Raw genomic sequence first — 18,115 nt, 5'->3', positions numbered from 1 at the left:
GATCATGTCATGCCGGCTTCGCAAGAAGCCGGCGGCCGCGGCCAGGACGGCCGCGCAAATCAAGAGCTTGCGCATGCAAGCAATGGATTTGTAAGGAAATCGAAAACCGCGCTTCGATTTCCGTGAAGCCAAAAAGTCCACGGACGGACGTTTTGCGGTTCGATCATGTCATCTGACCCGACCCCGACCCACCCCGCACCCCGGCGCATCCTCTCCGGCATGCGCCCCACCGGAAGGCTGCACCTCGGCCACCTCAAAGGGGTGCTGCAGAACTGGCTGCGGCTGCAACAGCAGCACCGCTGCTTCTTCTTCGCCGCCGACTGGCACGCCCTGACCACCGACTACGCCAACCCCGGCATCGTCAAAGAGACCATCTGGGAGATGGTGATCGACTGGCTGGCGGTGGGCATCGATCCCACCCGGAGCGTGCTCTTCATCCAGTCGGAGGTGCCGGCCCACGCCGAGCTGCACCTGCTCTTCTCCTTCATCACGCCGCTGCCGTGGCTGGAGCGGGTGCCGACCTACAAGGATCAGATTGCACAGCTGCGCGACCGTGACCTCGGCACCTACGGCTTCCTCGGCTATCCGCTGCTGCAGGCCGCCGACATCCTCATCTACCGCGCCAACGCCGTGCCGGTGGGCGAGGATCAGGTGCCGCACATCGAGCTGACCCGCGAGGTGGCCCGCCGCTTCAACCACCTCTACCGCAAGCCCGACCAGCCGCTCTTCCCCGAGCCGGAGGCGCTGCTCATGCCGACGGCGAAGCTGACCGGGCTCGACGGCCGCAAGATGAGCAAGTCGTACGACAACACCATCGCCATCGACGAGCCGTGGCGGCAGACCGAACAGAAGATCAAGACGATGAAGACCGACACCGAACGCAAGCGGCGCAACGACCCCGGCGACCCGGAGCGCTGCCCGGTGTGGGACTACCACAAGATCTACTCCACCGACGAGGAGCGCGCGGAGATCCATCACGGCTGCACCAGCGCCTCCATCGGCTGCCTCGATTGCAAACGGATCCTGCTGGCCCATCTGGAACAGGAGCTGCAGCCGATCCGCCGGCGGCGGGCGGAGATCGCCTCTCGGCCCGACGAGGTGCGCCAGATCATCCGCGACGGCAACCGGCGGGCCAACATCGAGGCGGAGCGCACCATGGAGAAGGTGCGGCGCACACTGAAGATGGGCTACCGCGTCTGAGCGAATCCCGACGACATCGGCGCGGCGGCCGGCGCCGCCCGGCAGCAGAAACACCCGGCGGCACCCCCGAGCGGATCAACCGTTTTCTCGCCCGCTGCGGCCTCTGCTCCCGGCGCGAGGCCGATCGCTGGATCCTCACCGGCCGGGTGCGGATCAACGGAGCGGTGGTCACCACCCCCGGCATCCGGGTCGGCGCCGGCGACCGGGTGGAGGTCGACGGCAGGCCGGTCACGCCCGAGCCGCGCCACAGCTACCTGGCCTACCACAAGCCGCCCGGCCTGCTCTGCGCCCGCAGCGATCCGCGCGGCCGGCCGCTGATCTACGACCGGATCGAGGTGGCGCCCAACGTCCAGTCGGTCGGCCGGCTGGACATGGAGAGCGAGGGGCTGCTGCTGCTCACCAGCGACGGTGCGCTGGCCCGCCGACTGACCAGCCCCGCCTCGGCGATCGAGCGCGAATACCGGGTGCGCATCGCCGGCCACCTGTCGCTGGTGGAGATCGCGCGGCTGCAGCAGGGCGGCATCGAGATCGGCAAGGGGGAGGTGAGCCTGCCGTGGCGGTTGACGGTGGATGCCGAGACCGGCGGCCACTCGTGGCTCACCGCCACGCTGACCCGCGGCCGCTGGCGCGAGATCCGCCGCACGCTGGCCGCGCTGGGCCACCCGGTGCGGCGGCTGATCCGCATCCGTTTCGGCCCCATCCGGCTTGACGATCTGCCGCGCGGCGCCATCCGCCCGCTCAACCGCGGGGAGCGGCGTCTGCTGCTGCGCCTCTGACCGGACGCCCCCGAGCGGGCTTCCCGCCCGGCGGCTATGCCGCCACCGACGCCACCTCCAGCGCCGATTCCTCATCGCGAAAGCGCTCCTTGATCTCCAGCGCCTCGTCGAGGTGGCCGACCAGCGCATCGACACAGGCCGGATCGAAATGGCGCCCCTTGAGCCGCTCCAGCTCGGCCACCGCCTCCTCCACCGGCCACGCCTTCTTGTAGGGGCGGTTGCTGGTCAGGGCGTCGAAGACGTCGGCCACCGCCACGATGCGGGCGTAGATCGAGATCTCCTCTCCCTTCAGCCCGCGCGGATAGCCGGAGCCGTCCCACTTCTCGTGGTGCATGCGGGCGATGTCGGCGGCGATCTGCAGCAGCCGCGTCCTGCTGTGACGCAGGATCTGGTAGCCGTGTTCGGCATGTTGCTTCATGATGGCGAACTCCTCCTCGGTCAGCCGCCCCGGCTTGGGCAGGATGCGGTCGGGGGTGCCCAGCTTGCCGATATCGTGCATCGGCGCGGCCAGCAGGATCATCTCCTGCTCGATGGCATCCATCCCCAGATGGCGGGCGATCAGACGCGAGTAGTGGCTCATGCGCACGATATGCGCCGCCGTCTCCGGATCGCGGTACTCGGCCGCCTTGGAGAGCAGCAGGATCGTCTCCAGCTCGCGCTGGCGCAGTTCCTTGGTCGCCTTGCGCACCTCCCCGGCCAGCCAGTCGGCGCGGTTGGCCAGCTGTTTCTGGCTCTTGCGCAGCGCCAGCATGTTGCGCATGCGGGCGAGAAACTCGGTCTTGTCCACCGGCTTGTTGAGAAAGTCGGTGGCGCCGTGCTCCAGCGCCTCGTAGCGCACCGCCTTGTCGTCATCGGCGGTGACCATGATCACCGGCACATCGCGGCACCCCTTGAGCGCGCGGAAGCGGTCGACGAACTCGATTCCGTTCATCTTGGGCATCATGTAGTCGACCAGCACCAGGTCGGCCTAGGCGATCCCCTCCCAGGCCAAGGCCGACGGCGCGTCGGCGAAGGTGTGGACGGTGCAGCCGTCGATCTGCTCGCTCATCCGCTTGAGCAGAAAGACGTTGGTCGGATTGTCGTCGATGATCACCACCTGTGTCATGAACCGGCCTCCTCCTTGATGGTGCCATCGATCGCCCGGTGCGCCTCCTTGAGCCACGCCACCGCCTCCTCCACTTCCGGCCATGCACCCGCCTCGGCCTGCCGCTCGATCTCGGCGCAGCGCTCGGCGATCCCGACCGCGCCGATGTTGGCCGCCGCCCCTTTCAACTCGTGGGCATGCGCCTTCATCGCCGCGCCGTCGCGCTCCTCCAGCGCCACCGCCATCTTGTTGCGCAACAGCTCGCGCATCGAATGGTAGAAGAGCTGCAGCAGCTCGCGCACGACCTCGTCGTCATCGCCGACCAGCTCGCGCACCCGCTCCAGATCGATGTACTCCGCATCGCCCGCCGCCTCCGATGACGCCGGTTCCCGGCCGGCACGGCGCCCGGCCCCGGAGATGCCGCAGAAAGCAGGGAGCTTGTCGGCCCAGCGCTGCAGCACCTCGAGGAGCCGCTCGCGCGAGATCGGCTTGCTGATGTAGTCGTCCATCCCCGCCTCCAGGCAGCGCTCACGATCCCCCTTCATGGCGTTGGCGGTCATGGCGATGATGATGCGGTGGGGCTCACCCTGCTCCCGCTCGCGCCGACGGATGGCCCGCGTCGCCTCGAAGCCGTCCATCACCGGCATCTGGCAATCCATCAGGATGAGCGGATAGGGGGTGCACTCCGAGGCACGCACCGCGGCGCTGCCGTCACCGACCGCATGGCAATGGTAGCCCAGCCTGTTCAGGTGCATCTCGGCCACCCGCTGGTTGACCGGGTTGTCCTCCACCAGCAGCACCAGCCGGCCGGCGGCGGCGGCCTCGGCGGCGGAGAGCGCCGGGGCCTCCTCCTGTGCCGACGCCCCCGGATCGGCCTCGGCGGGCGCCTCGCCCGGCCGCTCCACCCCCAGCGAGGAGGCGATGGCATCGAGCAGCTGCGACATGCGCACCGGCTTGATCAGCAGCCGGTCAAAGCCGTGGGCCTCCGCCTGTTGCTTGAGCCCCATGCCGCCGTGGGCGGTGCAAAGGACCAGCGGCATTCGAGCCTCCGGCAGCAGTCGTCGCACGCGATCGGCCAGCTCGAAGCCGTCCATCTGCGGCATCTTGAGGTCGATCAGCATCATGTCCGGCAGCCGACCCGCCTCCCGGGCCCGGGCGAGCAGCTCCAGCGCCTCGTCACCGCCCGAGGCCGTCTCCAGCTCCATGTTCCACGCACGGATGTAGCGTCCCAGCACGTCGCGGGCCACCGCATCGTCGTCGACCAGCAGCAGCCGCACCTCCTCCAACGCGCGCAGCGTCTCCGGCGCCACGCGCGGCTGCTCCGGCTCCACACCGACCGGAAAATCGAGCACAAACGAGAAGCAGGAGCCCTCCCCCTCCCGGCTGTGCAGCTCGATCTCCCCGCCCATCAACTGCACCAGCCGGCGGCAGATGGCCAGCCCCAGCCCGGTGCCGCCGAAGCGGCGTGTCGTCGAGCCGTCGGCCTGGACGAAGGGCTGGAACAACTTGGCCTGCGCCGCCTCGGAGAGGCCGATGCCCGTGTCCTCCACGCTGAAGCGGATGCGCACCCGATCGTTGCCGAAGGCCAGCAGATCGGCACGCGCCACCACATGGCCCTCGCTGGTGAACTTCATCGCGTTGTCGATCAGATTGAGCATGATCTGGCGCAGCCGGGTGGGATCGCCCTTGAGCGTCGGCGGGATCGCCGGATCGACGAAAGGAAGCAGCGCCACCGGCTTGTTGCCCGCCTTGTGCGCCACCACCACCGCCGAGCCCTCGACCACCGCGCGCAGGTCGAAGTCGACCTCCTCGATCTCCATCTTGCCCGCCTCGATCTTGGAGAAGTCGAGGATGTCGTTGATGATGGCCAACAGCGCCTCCGACGAGGCGCGGATGGTGGCGGCGAACTCCCGCTGTTCCTCGGTCAGCGGGGTATCCATCAAGAGATCGCTCATGCCGATCACCCCGTTGAGCGGCGTGCGCAGCTCGTGGCTGACCATGCTCAGGAACATCGACTTGCTCTCCGCCGCCTCGCGCGCCTCCTTCGCCGCGTGGGCCATCGCCTCGGCGGCCTCCTTCTGCGCGCGGATGTCGTGGAAGAAGAAACTGTAATGGGTGGTCCCACCCTGCTTGAGCATGTTCATCGACATCTCGACCGGGATCGAGCTGCCGTCGGCCGCCTGCACCTCGATCTCGATGTAGCGTCCGAGGATCGGGCCGTGGTCGAGCAGCGCCGTGTCGATCAGCCGGTCGATATTGCCGCCGCCGACCATCTCCTCGCGGCTGTAGCCGAACAACCGGCTCGCAGCCGGATTCCACTGCAGGATCCGCCCCTCGGCGTCGGTCACCACGATGGCGTCGAGCGCCGACTCCATCACCTGCTCCATGCAGCGCTCGCTCTCGGCGCGCGCCTGCTCGGCCTGCTTGCGGGCGGTGATGTCGGTGCGGATGGCGATGTAGCGCCGCAGCCTCCCCTGATCGTCGGCCACCGGAATGATGGTGCTGTCCACCCAGTAGAGGGAGCCGTCCTTGCGCCGGTTGCACACCTCTCCGTGCCAGACACGGCCGGAGGAGATGGTCCGCCACAGATCGGCGTAGAAGTCGTCGGGATGCACCCCCGACTTGAGGATGCGGTGGTTCTGCCCGATCAGCTCCTCACGGCTGTAGCCGCTGACCTCACAGAACTTGTCGTTGACCTCGACGATGGTGCCGGCGAGATCGGTCACCGCCATGATGCTGTGCTGATCGATCGCCAGCCGCTGATACTTGAGTTCGCCGTGGGCACGGGTCAACTCGGCGTGGGCGGCGGCGATCTCGCGCTGATTGCGGCCGATCCGCCGCATCCCGAAGCCGATCACCAGCAGGAAGCAGATGCCACTGACCGCCAGCACCATCTGCCGCCGCCGCCCCAGGGAGAGGTGCCGATGGTGGCGCCGCTGCGAGGCCGCCACCACCTGCTCGACCTCCCCCTCCAGCGAATCCCGTTCGATCTCCGCAGACAGCGCATGGAGCCTTTGGCTGCGCCGCACGATCTCCCCGGCTACACGCAACAGCGGCTGCAGCCGACGATCGAGCGCCGCGCCGCGATTGAACCAGGAGAACTCCGCGAGGACCTCATCGACTCCCTGCTTCAGCTCGGCCACCGGCAGCGCGGTGTAGGCGGCAAGCCGGGCAATCAGCTGGTCGACATAGCGCCCGTACGGCTCAGGCAACAGATCGGCCAGATCGGCGCGGGCCTGACGCAGGCGCGTGAAGGCGTCGTGCAGCGCCGCACGCTCCTTGCGGTAGCGATCGATCCGCCCGATCCTCTGCCGCACCGCCCGCACCAGCCGGGAGCGTGCGGCTCCTTCCACCCGATCCAGCTGCTTTAGCCGCGCCAGATCCGCTGCCAAAAGCCCCCGCAACCGCACCAGCCGATCGGCATCCTCCACTCCGCCGCGCGGGACGGTCGCCGCCGCATGGACCACCGCCGCACGCAGCTGCACATCGTGGTGGCGCAGAGCGGAGAGGAGCGCCTGCTCCTGCTCGTAGATGCGCGCGGCATCGCGCTCGCTGTGGGCGGTCCAGAAGGCATAGATCAGCCAGACCAAGCCTGCCGCAACCAGCAGGTAGCCCAGCAGCGCATAGCGGTTGCCGCTTGCCCGGATCATCGGGCGATCCGCTCCCAGATCTCGTCGACGCGGGCACGGGTCTGCGCATCCATCACGATCGGCCGGCCCCATTCGCGGCTGGTCTCCCCCGGCCACTTGTTGGTGGCGTCGATCCCCACCTTGGAGCCAAGCCCCGAAACCGGCGAGGCGAAATCGAGGTAGTCGATCGGGGTATGCTCAACGATGGTGAAGTCGCGCGCCGGATCGGTACGGGTGGAGATCGCCCAGACCACCTCGGACCACGAGCGGCAGTCGATGTCATCGTCGACCACGATGATGAACTTGGTGTACATGAACTGGCGCAGGTAGGACCAGATACCGAACATCACCCGCTTGGCGTGGCCGGCGTACTGCTTGCGCATGGCCACCACCGCCACCCGGTAGGAGCACCCCTCCATCGGCAGGTAAAAATCGGTGATCTCGGGAAACTGCCTGCGCAGGATCGGCACAAAGATCTCGTTGAAGGCCAGCCCGAGCACCGCCGGCTCGTCGGGCGGCTTGCCGGTGTAGGTGGAGTGGTAGAGCGCGTCGCGCCGCATGGACATCGACTCGACGGTGAAGACGGGGAAACGCTCCACCTCGTTGTAGTATCCGGTGTGGTCGCCGAAGGGCCCTTCGTCGGCATACTCCTCCATCGAGACATGCCCTTCGAGCACGATCTCCGCCGACTGCGGAATCTCCAGCCCGCTGACCTCCCCTCGGGTCAGCACCGTCTTCCCGCCGCGCAGCAGGCCGGCGAACTGGAACTCGGACAGAGTGTCGGGGATCGGCGCCACCGCCGCCAGAATGGTGGCCGGATCGGCGCCGATGACCACCGCGCAAGGCAGCCGCGAAACCCCCTCGCCCTTGGCGTCCCGATGGTCGAGCGCGCCGCCGCGATGCTTGAGCCAGCGCATGATCAGCTTGTTGCGCCCGAGCAACTGCTGGCGGTAGACGCCGACATTGAGCCGCGCCTTGCGCGGGCCTCGGGTGACCACCAGCCCCCAGGTGATCAGCGGCGCGGCGTCCTCCGGCCAGCAGTGCTGGATCGGCAGCCGGCCGAGATCAACCTCCTCCCCGCGCCACACCTGCTGCCGCCACGGCGCCCCGGCCACGATTTTGGGCGGCATGTGCAGTACCTGGCGCAGTTTGGGCCAACTGGCCCAGGCATCGCGCACCCCTTTGGGCGGCTCCGGCTCCTTGAGGAAGGCGAGCAGCTCCCCCAGCCGGCGCAGCTCCTCTCGCGCCGGGCGATCGCCATCCAGCCCCAGCCCCATGGCGATGCGCCGTTCGGCGGCGAAGAGGTTGGTCACCACCGGCATCCTGCCGCCGTCGACCGACTCGAACAGCAGCGCCGGCCCATCCTGCCGCAGGAAGCGGCGCGAGATCTCGGTGATCTCCAGCCGGCTGGAGACCGGCTCGCGGATGCGCAGCAGATCGCCGGTTTGCTCCAGCCGCTGGACGAAGGCGCGCAGATCCTTCATCTCGCCCCCGCAGACGGCCGCCGACCCCGGGAGGGGCGGTCACACAACAGGAAACGCCTCCTCCAGGCCGGCCAGGGCGAGGGCGTCGCGCACCCGTATGCCGACGCCGGTCAGGGCGAAGCGACCGCCGCCCCTGCGGCTCCAGCGCAACCCTTCGACCAGCGTGGCGATGCCGGCAGAATCGATCGCCTCCAACCCGGAGAGGTCGACCACCACCTCCTCCGCGCCGCGGCGCATGCAGCGGCGCAACGCCTGCAACAACCGCGGTGCGCTCCGGTAGTCGAGGGTGCCGTCCAACCGCAGGGAGACAGCGCCTTCGGCTCCGACGGAACCGACGATCTCCAGCCCTTCGCCGCCCCCCGTTTTCGCCCCGAATCGGCTTGCCCGTGCCATGGGCGAACAGTAGCGTGCCGCCCCTTTCCCATACAGTCCGTGACACGGCGTGGCACCCCGCTGCCCGACGATGGCGCGCCCGCGCCGCCACGCCCAAACCGCGTAGCAACCTCGGAGACTCCATGCTCGAATCGATGCGCAACGCCGCCCGGTCGTGGCTGGCCAAACTGATCCTGGGCGGCATCGCCTTCTCGTTCGCCCTGTGGGGCATCGGCGACTACTTCCTGGGCAGCCGTGTGGAGACGGTGGCCGAGGTGGACGGCAAGCCGATCACCGACAGCGAGTTCGCCGCCGCCTACCAACGGCAGATCGAGAGCTACCGCAACGTGCTGGGCAAGCGGTTCTCGCGCGAGCTGCTCGAGCGGTTCCACGTCAAGGACGACACCCTGCAGACGCTGATCAACCGGCGGATCATGCTCGCCGAGGCCGACCGGCTCAGGCTGGTCGCCCCCAGGGCGGTGCTGGTGGCGCGCATCCAGGCGACCCCGGCCTTCCGCAACGACAAAGGGTTCGACCCGGCCCGCTACCGTGCCCTGTTGCGCATGATGGGCTACGCCAATCCGCGCGATTTCGAGGATGAGGAGCGGCTCAACATGATGGTCGATGCGCTGCAGCAGGCGGTGATGCGCTCGGCCACCGTCTCGGAACGGGATCTGCGCGACCGCTTCGAACAGGAGTACGAGCGGCGGGTGCTGGAGGCGCTGATCGTCGATCCCGAGCGCATGAAGAAGGGGATCGAGCCGAAGCAGGCGGAGCTGCGGCGTTACTACGACGCGCACAAGGAGGAGTTCCGCTCCCCGCGCAAGGTGGCCCTCGCCGTGGTGGTGATCGACCCGGCGCAGTACGTCGATGCGCAGAAGGTGCGCGATCAGGAGATCGCCGACTACTACCGGGCGCACGAGGAGGAGTTCCGGATCGAGGAGCAGCGCCGGGCGCGCCACATCCTGATCAAGGTGGCCGAGAACGCCCCCGACGCGCAGGTGGCTGCAGCCCGCAAGCGGATCGAAGCGATCCGGGAGCGGTTGAAGAAGGGGGAGAAGTTCGCCGACCTGGCACGCGAGGCATCCGAGGATTCCGGCAGCGCCAAGCAGGGCGGCGATCTCGGCTTCTTCGGCCGCGGTGCGATGGTACCCGCCTTCGAGAAGGCCGTCTTCGCCCTGAAGAAGGGGGAGGTGAGCGACATCGTGCGCAGCCGCTTCGGCTTCCACCTGATCAAGGTGACCGACGTCCGCCCCGCGCGCCGGCAGGGGCTCGACGAGGTCAAGGAGAAGATCCTCCGTACACTGAAGCGTTCCAAGGCGGCGGATGCGGCCTACCGGTTGTCGCAGGAGCTCGACGACGCTCTGGGCCGTGAAGGGAACCTGGCCGACGCCGCCCGTGCCGTCGACCTGCCGATCAAGAGGATCGGACCGATCAGCCGGGAGGAGGCGGCCGAGGTCAAACTGCTCGCCGACAACCCGGAGCTGCGCAAGCGGGCGTTCCGCGCCAAGCCCGACGATGCCGTCGAGGTGACCGAGCTGGACGACGGCCGCTATGTGGCGCTGGCCGTCACCCGCATCGTCCCGCCGGCGGTCGAGCCGTTCGACCGGGTGGTCGAGCGGGTACGGGCGGCATTGATCGACGAGACGAGCCGGAAGAAGGCGCGCGAGCTGGCGGACAAGGTGCGTGCCCAGGCCGCCGACGGCACGTCGATCGACCAACTGGCCAAGGCGTTTCATCTCACCAAGGCGCGCTCCAAACCGGTGCGGCGCAACGGCATGGGGGAGAGCGCCGACTGGATCACCGGCGCTGTGTTGAAGGCTGCCTTCGCCGCACCGGCCGGCCGCTGGCTCGACGGGTCCTACGCCACCCCTGCGGGCTTCGCCGTGGTCCGTGTCGCCTCGGTGATCGCACCCGACGACAAGCTGTTCGACGACAAACGCGAGGCACTGCGCAGCGAGCTGGCCAAAAGCAAGGGCGCGGTGCGCTTCGCCCGCTGGATGAGCAGCGTGCGCAAGCGCCACGACATCGAGATCCATCCCGAGGCGATCCGGCGCTTCTGAGGCCGGTGCGACCATCCGTTTGGAGCGGAAGGGTGGCCGACGCCGGGGGGAGATGAAGGGCGCGTGACCATCATCTTCCTGCAGGGAAGAGCCGGCCTCTCCCCCTTTCGCCGGCAGCGGCTGCTCGACCGGGCGCAGCGGCATGGCGTGCGGCTGACGACGATCGACAGCCGCGCGCTCTACGCCGCCGAGGTGACCGATGGCTGGAGCGAGGCCGACCAGCAGCTGCTGCTGCAGATTGTCGGCGACGGCTGCCGGCCGATCACGCAGTGGTCGGGCGGCCCCGTCACCGGCCCCAGACGCGGCACCATCTCCCCATGGTCGAGCAAGGCGAGCGAGATCGCTCGGCTGGGGGGGCTCTCCCGGCTGATCCGGCTGGAGCGGGCCACCGGCTGGCTGATCGAAGGGCGTGATGCCGACCATCCGGCGCTGCCGCCGCTGCTCTTCGACCGCATGACCGAGGAGCACTTCCCCGATCTCGCCCGGCTCTGCCACCTCTTCGCCCACCAGCCGCCGCGGCCGCTGCGGCGCATCCCGCTGACCGGCGCGGGGCGGACGGCGCTGCTTGAAGCCGACCGCGCCCTGGGGCTGGCGTTGGCCGAAGAGGAGATCGACTACCTGCTGCAGGCCTTCACCGCGCTGGGACGCGACCCGACCGACGCCGAGCTGATGATGTTCGCCCAGGCCAACTCGGAACACTGCCGCCACAAGATCTTCAACGCCCGCTGGATCATCGACGGACAGCCGCAGCAGACGACGCTGTTCGGCATGATCCGCCACAGCCACCAACAGCACCCGCAGGGGACGCTGGTCGCCTACCGCGACAACGCCGCGATCATCGAAGGGGGCCCGGCGCAGGAGTTCGCCCCCGACGGCGACGGCCGCTACCGCGCGCGCCAAACCACCAGCCACATCCTGATGAAGGTGGAAACCCACAACCACCCCACCGCCATCGCCCCCTTCCCGGGCGCGGCCACCGGCGCCGGCGGCGAGATCCGTGACGAAGGGGCCACCGGCATCGGCGGCAAGCCCAAGGCCGGGCTGTGCGGCTTCTCGGTCTCCGACCTGCGCATCCCCGGCGCCATCCAGCCGTGGGAGCGGCCGACCGGCAAGCCGGAGCGCTTCGCCTCGGCGCTGGAGATCATGATCGAGGGGCCGGTCGGCGCCGCCTCGTTCAACAACGAATTCGGCCGGCCCAACATCTGCGGCTACTTCCGCAGCTTCACCCAGCGACTCGGCGACACCCTCTACGGCTACCACAAGCCGATCATGCTCGCCGGCGGCGTGGGCAACATCGACGCCCGCCACATCCACAAACGGCCCTTGCCGCCCGGCGCGTTGATCATCCAGCTCGGCGGCCCGGCGATGTTGATCGGACTGGGCGGTGGCGCCGCCTCGAGCATGGAGGGGGGGGCCAACAGCGCGGCGCTCGATTTCGACTCGGTCCAGCGCAGCAACCCCGAGATGGAGCGACGCTGTCAGGAGGTGCTCGACCGCTGCCGCAGGCTGGGGGCGGAGAACCCGATCCGCTTCATCCACGACGTCGGTGCCGGCGGTCTCTCCAACGCGGTGCCGGAGCTGATCGACGACGCCGGCTGCGGCGGCTGGATCGACCTGCGCGCGGTGGAGAACGCCGAGCCGGCGATGAGTCCGATGGAGATCTGGTGCAATGAGGCGCAGGAGCGCTACGTGCTGGCCATCCTGCCCGAGGACCGCGACCGCTTCGCCGCCATCTGCGCGCGCGAGCGCTGCCCCTTCGCCGTCATCGGCCGCACCACCGACGACGGCCACCTCACCGTCGCCTGCGACCATCCGGAGGAGCCGGTGGTGGACCTCGATCTCTCGCTGTTCCTCGGTGATCCGCCGAAGATGACCAGGAACGTCCGGCGCGCCCCCCACCGGGCCATCCCGCTCGATCTGCGGCGCATCGACCTGGAGGAGGCGGTGGCCCGCGTGCTGCAACTGCCCACGGTGGGGGACAAGTCGTTCCTCATCACCATCGGCGATCGCAGCGTCACCGGGCTGGTCTGCCGCGACCAGATGGTCGGCCCGTGGCAGGTGCCGGTGGCCGATGTGGCGGTGACCGCGCGCGATTTCGCCGGCTTCCACGGCGAGGCGATGGCCATGGGCGAGCGGGCGCCGATCGCCCTGCTCGACGCCCCAGCCTCCGGCCGGATGGCGGTGGGCGAGGCGCTGACCAACCTGGCCGCCGCCGACATCACCGGCCTCGATGCGGTCAAGCTCTCGGCCAACTGGATGGCCGCCTGCGGCCACGAGGGGCAGGACGCCGCGCTGTTCGACACCGTCCGCGCGGTGGCCGAGGAGCTCTGCCCGCAGCTGGGCATCTCCATCCCGGTGGGCAAGGACTCGCTGTCGATGAAGGCGGTGTGGCGCAACGAAGAGGAGGATGTGGGGCCACGGACGGATGGTTTGCGGACGGATGGTTTGCGCTCCGATCAAGAAATGATCGCGCCGGTGACGCTCGTCGTCTCCGCCTTCGCGCCGGTGGCCGACGTCCGCCGCACGCTGACCCCGCAGCTGCGCACCGATCGCGGCCCCACCACCCTGCTGTTGATCGACCTCGGCTGCGGCCGCAACCGGCTGGGGGGATCGGCGCTGGCCCAGGTATTCAACGCCACCGGCGAGGAGCCGCCCGACCTCGACCGGCCCGATCTTCTGCGCTCGGCGCTGGAGGCGCTCGGCGCGCTCAACCGCGACGGGCGGATCCTCGCCTGCCACGACCGCTCCGACGGCGGCCTGCTGGCACTGCTGTGCGAGATGGCCTTCGCAGGAGGCTGCGGCGTGGAGGCCACCCTCGACCCCCTCGGCGACGAGCCGCTGGCCGCCCTCTTCGCCGAGGAGCTGGGGCTGGTGGTGCAGGTGCGCGACCGTGACCTGGAGCAGGTGGAGCGGCGGTTGCGCGAGGCACAACTTCCCGTCCGGCGCATCGGTGCGCCGACGATCGCGCGGCGGCTGGTCATCCGCCACCGCGGCAAGAGGCTGCTCGCACGCGACACCGCCGAGTTGCAGCGGCTGTGGAGCGCGGTCAGCCACCGGATCGCCCGGCTGCGCGACGACCCCGACTGCGCCGACGAGGCCTTTGCCGCCATCGACGATCCGGAGGGCAACCGGCTCTTCGCCGAGCTGACCTTCGATCCGGCCGAAGCGCCGGCCGTCGCCACCGGCGTCCGGCCGAAGATGGCGGTGCTGCGCGAGCAGGGAATCAACGGCCAGGCCGAGATGGCCGCCGCCTTCGACCGCGCCGGCTTCGACTGCATCGACATCCACACCAGCGACATCATCGAAGGGCGCGCCTCGCTGCGCGATGTGCAGGGGCTGGTCGCCTGCGGCGGCTTCTCCTTCGGTGATGTGCTGGGCGCCGGCCGCGGCTGGGCGACCACCATCCTGCACAACGCCCGCGCCCGCGACGCCTTCGCCGCCTTCTTCGCCCGGCTTGACACCATCGCACTCGGCGTCTGCAACGGCTGCCAGATGATGAGCCAACTGCGGCAGCTCATCCCCGGAAGCAGCCACTGGCCCCGCTTCGTGCGCAACCGCAGCGAGCAGTTCGAGGCACGGCTGTCGATGGTCGAGGTGCTCGATTCGCCATCGATCTTCACCCGGGGGATGGCCGGATCGAAGCTGCCGCTGGTCGTCGCCCACGGCGAGGGGCGGGCGGCGTTCGACGACGAGCAGGCGAAGCGGCGGGCGATCGGCGTGCTGCGCTACATCGACGGCCACGGCGCCCCCGCCGAGCGCTACCCGTGCAACCCCAACGGCTCACCCGGCGGGCTGACCGCCTTCTGCAACGACGACGGCCGCTTCACCATCATGATGCCCCACCCCGAGCGACTCTTCCGCGCCGTGCAGTACGCATGGCACCCCGACGACTGGGGCGAGGAGGGGCCGTGGCTGCGGCTGTTCCGCAACGCACGCGCGGCGTTCTGATCCCTAAGCGGTGATCCGACCGGGCCGACCCGGTCGGCTCAACCGCCGGCGACCTGCTCCGCCCGCTCTTCCAGCGCCGCCCACTCGGCGTAGGCCGCCTCCAGCTCCCGTTGGCACTGCTCCAGCCGCCGCTGGGCGGCGACGAACCCTTCGGGATCGCGCTGGTAAAAATCAGGGTCGGTGAAGGCGGACTCCAACTCGGCGCACTCCGCCTCCAGCGCCTCGATCTCCCCGGGCAGCGCGGCCAGCCGCCGCTGCTCCTTGTAGCCCAGCCTGTTCGGCCGTCGTTCACTGCGCGGACGGGGGGGAGCGTTGCGGCGGGCGGGCGCTGCGGCGGCCTGCTCCTCAGCCCGGCGGCGCAGCTTCCACGCCGCGTAATCGGAGTAGCCGCCGACGATCGGCACGATCCGCCCCTCCCCCTCGAAGGCCAGCACCCGCCCGACCACCCGGTCCATGAAGGCGCGGTCGTGGCTGACCAGCAGTACGGTGCCGTTGTAGCGGGCCAGCGCCTGTTCCAGCACGGTCAGGGTACCGATGTCGAGATCGTTGGTCGGCTCATCAAGCACCAGCAGATTGGCCGGTTGCAATAGGAGCCGGGCGAGCAGCAGCCGACCGCGCTCCCCACCGGAGAGGGCGCCGACCCGTGCATTGAGCCTGCTGCGGTCGAAGAGAAACTCCTCCAGGTAGCTGACCACATGGCGCGGCTCAACGCCGGCGATGTGGACGTAGTTGCCGCCGTCGGGCAGCAGCACGTCGCGCAGTTTCATCGTCGGATCGAGTGTGCGCTGCTGGGTGAGAAAGGCCGGCGCCAGCCGCACGCCGTGGCGCACCCGCCCGCCGTCCGGCTGCATCTCCCCGAGCAGCAGCTTGAGCAGCGTGCTCTTGCCGACCCCGTTGGGACCGATCAGCCCGACCCGCTCGCCGGCCATCAGCCGGAAATCGAAATCGCGGCAGATCACCGTGCCGCCGAGTGTGTGGCTCAGCCCCTCGGCATCGAGCAACAGCTTGCCCGGCTTGATGCCGCAGGCCACCCGCAGAGTGACATCGTCGCCACGCAGCCGCCGTTCGGCCCGCTGCCGGCGCAGCTCCTCCAGCCGCCGCACCCGCCCCTCGTCGCGCTTGCGCCGCGCGGGAATGCCGCGACGAATCCAGCGCTCCTCGGCAGCCAGCAGCCGGTCAAACTTGCGCATCTGCCGCGCCTCGAGCTCGAGCTGCGCCGCCTTCCGCTCCAGATAGTCGGCATAGCCGCAATCGAAACGCTTAAGCCGCCCGCGATCGAGCTCCACGATCGCCTCGCCGACCGCATCGAGAAAGTAGCGATCGTGGGTCACCACCACGATGGCGCCGGCGAAGTCGGCGATGAACTCCTCCAGCCACTCGATGGTCGCCACATCGAGGTGGTTGGTCGGCTCATCGAGCAGCAGCAGATCGGGCGCGCCGACCACCGCCCGGGCCAGCGCCACCCGCCGCTGCCAGCCGCCGGAGAGGCGCTCCATCAACGCATCGCCATCCAGCCCCAGCCGGGAGATCACCGCATCGACCTGCGCCTTGACCTGCCAGCTGCCCGCCCGTTCCATCGCCTCCTGCAACCGGGGCAGGCGGGCCAGCGCCGCCGGATCGCCCGCCTCGGCCGCCCGCTGCACCGCCTCATGTTCGCCCAGCAGCGCCGCCGCATCCCCCAGCCCGCCGGCGACGGTGGCGAAAACCGTGGCCTGACCGTCGACCTCCGGCTGCTGCGGCAGCCAGGCGACCCTGGCCCCGGCGCGCAGCGTCACCTCCCCCTCGTCCGGCTCGATCAGGCCGGCCATCACCTTGAGCAGGGTCGACTTTCCCTCGCCGTTGCGCCCGATCAGCCCGATGCGCTCGCCACGGCCGACGGTGAGCGAGGCCCGATCGAGCACCGGCCGGTCGCCGAACGCCTTGGTCACCTCCTTGAGCACGAGCAACGGCATGGGGAGGATGCTAGCCCGCCGCGCCGCGACGCCGCCAGCACCGAGGGTGGCGGCCGTTGCATTCTTCCCCGTGCCGGCCAAGAATCGTCGTCCGTATCTGCAATCCCTCCCTTCCCAGGAGCCACCGATGTCCCGACCTGTGATCAGCGCCATCCTCACCGCCCTCCTGCTCGCCGGCTGCAGCGGCGACGAATCGGCCCCGTCGTCGCCGCCCGCCGCCGAGGCGGGCAAGACGAAGCCCACGGCAGGGGCTGCGGCCGCCGACCGGGGGGCGACCCCGGCCGGGAGGAGCGCACCGGCGCCGAAGAAGGCGCGCAAAGTGGAGGGGAAGGTGGTGGCCCGGGTGGGGGACCATCTCTTCACCGAGAAGGATATCGACGCCGAGTTCGCCCGCATGCCGGCCAGCTTCCGGCGCATGAAGGCGAACCCGGCGATGCGGGCCAATATCCTCAACAACCTGATGACCCGCTACGCCCTGGCGGAGGAGGCACGGCGGATGGGCATCGCCGACGACCCGGCGGTGCGGCGCCGCATCGAGTCGACCCGCACCTCGATCCTGCTGCAGGAGCTCAACCGTCGGCAGCGGGCCAGGCTGACGCCGCGCGACGAGAAGGCCCTGCGCGCCTACTACGAGGCCAACGCCGCCCGTTTCAGCCATCCGGAGAGGCTTCACCTGCGCCACATCCTGGTCAAGAGCAAAAAGGAGGCCGAGCGGATCCTGCGCAAGCTGCGCAAAGGGGCCGACTTCGCCGACCTGGCGAAGAAGTATTCCGAGGGCAAGGGGAGCCGGGCGCGCGGCGGGGATCTGGGGGAGATCACGCGCGGCCGGATGGCGCCGGAGGTCGAGCAGGCGGCCTTCGCCCTCGAGAAGGATGGCGCCATCGCCGGCCCGGTCAAGAGCCGCTTCGGCTACCACATCATCCAGCGCCTCGGCCGCACCCCGGCCGGACGCATCCCCTTCGCACAGGTCAAGGAGCGGATCCGGCGCGAGCTGGAGCAACAGGCCTTCCGTCGCTGGGTGGAACAGGTGCGGCAAAAGCTGGGGGTGACGGTGCTCGACCCCCGCTACCAGCGCGGCCCCCACACCCCCGGGGCGCGGCCGGCGTCGCCGTGGCACCGAAGCCCATGATTCCCCCCTCCGGTCGCGCAGCCCCCTCCGAGGTGATCGCCTACACCGACGGCGCCTGCTCCGGCAACCCCGGCCCCGGCGGCTGGGGGGTCTGGCTGCGCAGTGGGGAACATGAACGGGAACTGTGCGGCGGCGCGGAGCACACCACCAACCAGCGTATGGAGGTGCAGGCGGCGATCGAGGCACTCAAGGCGCTCAAGCACCCCTGCCGGGTCACCATCGTCTCCGACTCCAGCTACCTGATCAAGGGGATGACCGAGTGGATCCACGGCTGGAAGGCGCGTGGCTGGAGAAACAGCCAGAAGCAGCCGGTGGCCAACCGCGAGCTGTGGCAGGAGCTCGACGCACTGGCCGCCCGCCACCAGGTGACCTGGCGCTGGGTCAAGGGCCACGCTGGCGACGAGGGCAACGAACGGGCCGATTTGCTTGCCCGGCAGGGCATCCCGAAACGATCCGCAACCGCCGGGAACCATTGACC

At 69.6% G+C, this 18,115-nt stretch carries 10 protein-coding genes and 1 pseudogene; 6 read left to right on the top strand and 5 right to left on the bottom strand.

Going from position 1 to position 18,115, the window contains the following annotated elements; all coding sequences use genetic code 11:
• The first annotated feature begins 165 nt into the window (after positions 1–165).
• Complete coding sequence (gene trpS, locus D6682_02115) at positions 166–1,200, top strand: tryptophan--tRNA ligase (protein ID RMH52371.1); 1,035 nt, start codon at positions 166–168, stop codon at positions 1,198–1,200.
• Positions 1,197–1,976 (top strand): rRNA pseudouridine synthase, encoded by a 780-nt coding sequence (locus D6682_02110; protein ID RMH52375.1) that lies wholly within the window; start codon positions 1,197–1,199, stop codon positions 1,974–1,976. Before trpS ends, D6682_02110 begins: the two co-directional genes overlap by 4 nt.
• Positions 1,977–2,010: 34 nt before the next feature.
• Here the strand turns inward: D6682_02110 and D6682_02105 are convergent.
• The 4 genes and pseudogenes from D6682_02105 to D6682_02090 all read right to left on the bottom strand — a co-directional run bounded on the left by D6682_02105 (position 2,011) and on the right by D6682_02090 (position 8,566).
• Positions 2,011–3,081 (bottom strand): annotated as a pseudogene (locus tag D6682_02105) (response regulator).
• The gene (locus D6682_02100; GenBank protein ID RMH52370.1) at positions 3,078–6,782 is read right to left on the bottom strand and encodes a response regulator; all 3,705 of its coding nucleotides are present in this window, start codon (positions 6,780–6,782) and stop codon (positions 3,078–3,080) included. Before D6682_02100 ends, D6682_02105 begins: the two are co-directional and overlap by 4 nt.
• The gene (locus D6682_02095; protein ID RMH52374.1) at positions 6,707–8,173 is read right to left on the bottom strand and encodes a UbiD family decarboxylase; all 1,467 of its coding nucleotides are present in this window, start codon (positions 8,171–8,173) and stop codon (positions 6,707–6,709) included. Before D6682_02095 ends, D6682_02100 begins: the two co-directional genes overlap by 76 nt.
• A 39-nt stretch (positions 8,174–8,212) precedes the next feature.
• A complete protein-coding gene (locus D6682_02090) occupies positions 8,213–8,566 on the bottom strand; it encodes an anti-sigma factor antagonist (protein ID RMH52369.1) in 354 nt (117 codons plus the stop codon).
• A 122-nt stretch (positions 8,567–8,688) separates the two neighbouring features.
• On the opposite strand from D6682_02090, the gene D6682_02085 reads away from it, so the two are divergent.
• Together D6682_02085 and D6682_02080 are read left to right on the top strand one after the other, a co-directional pair.
• Positions 8,689–10,608, top strand: coding sequence for a peptidyl-prolyl cis-trans isomerase (locus tag D6682_02085; protein RMH52368.1), 1,920 nt, complete (start codon positions 8,689–8,691; stop codon positions 10,606–10,608).
• Positions 10,609–10,677: 69 nt separating this feature from the next.
• On the top strand, positions 10,678–14,556 hold the full coding sequence (locus D6682_02080; GenBank protein ID RMH52373.1) for a phosphoribosylformylglycinamidine synthase: 3,879 nt from the start codon (positions 10,678–10,680) through the stop codon (positions 14,554–14,556).
• A 38-nt stretch (positions 14,557–14,594) separates the two neighbouring features.
• Here D6682_02080 and D6682_02075 read toward each other — a convergent pair whose 3' ends face one another.
• Positions 14,595–16,508: an ATP-binding cassette domain-containing protein gene (locus D6682_02075; protein ID RMH52367.1), complete on the bottom strand. Its 1,914-nt coding sequence runs from the start codon at positions 16,506–16,508 to the stop codon at positions 14,595–14,597.
• A 319-nt stretch (positions 16,509–16,827) separates the two neighbouring features.
• Here D6682_02075 and D6682_02070 point away from each other — a divergent pair, with 319 nt between their 5' ends.
• Positions 16,828–17,637, top strand: a complete 810-nt coding sequence (locus tag D6682_02070; GenBank protein ID RMH52366.1) for a hypothetical protein — start codon at positions 16,828–16,830, stop codon at positions 17,635–17,637.
• Positions 17,634–18,113 (top strand): ribonuclease HI, encoded by a 480-nt coding sequence (locus D6682_02065; protein RMH52365.1) that lies wholly within the window; start codon positions 17,634–17,636, stop codon positions 18,111–18,113. The genes D6682_02070 and D6682_02065 overlap by 4 nt, the downstream gene beginning before the upstream one ends.
• The last annotated feature ends 2 nt before the right edge of the window (positions 18,114–18,115 follow it).

The sequence above is a fragment of the Zetaproteobacteria bacterium genome, from assembly GCA_003696765.1.
Taxonomy (GTDB): Bacteria; Pseudomonadota; Zetaproteobacteria; order Mariprofundales; family J009; genus RFFX01.
The sequence above is the reverse complement of the archived record's forward strand: the minus strand, read 5'-3'. Positions and strand labels throughout refer to the sequence as shown.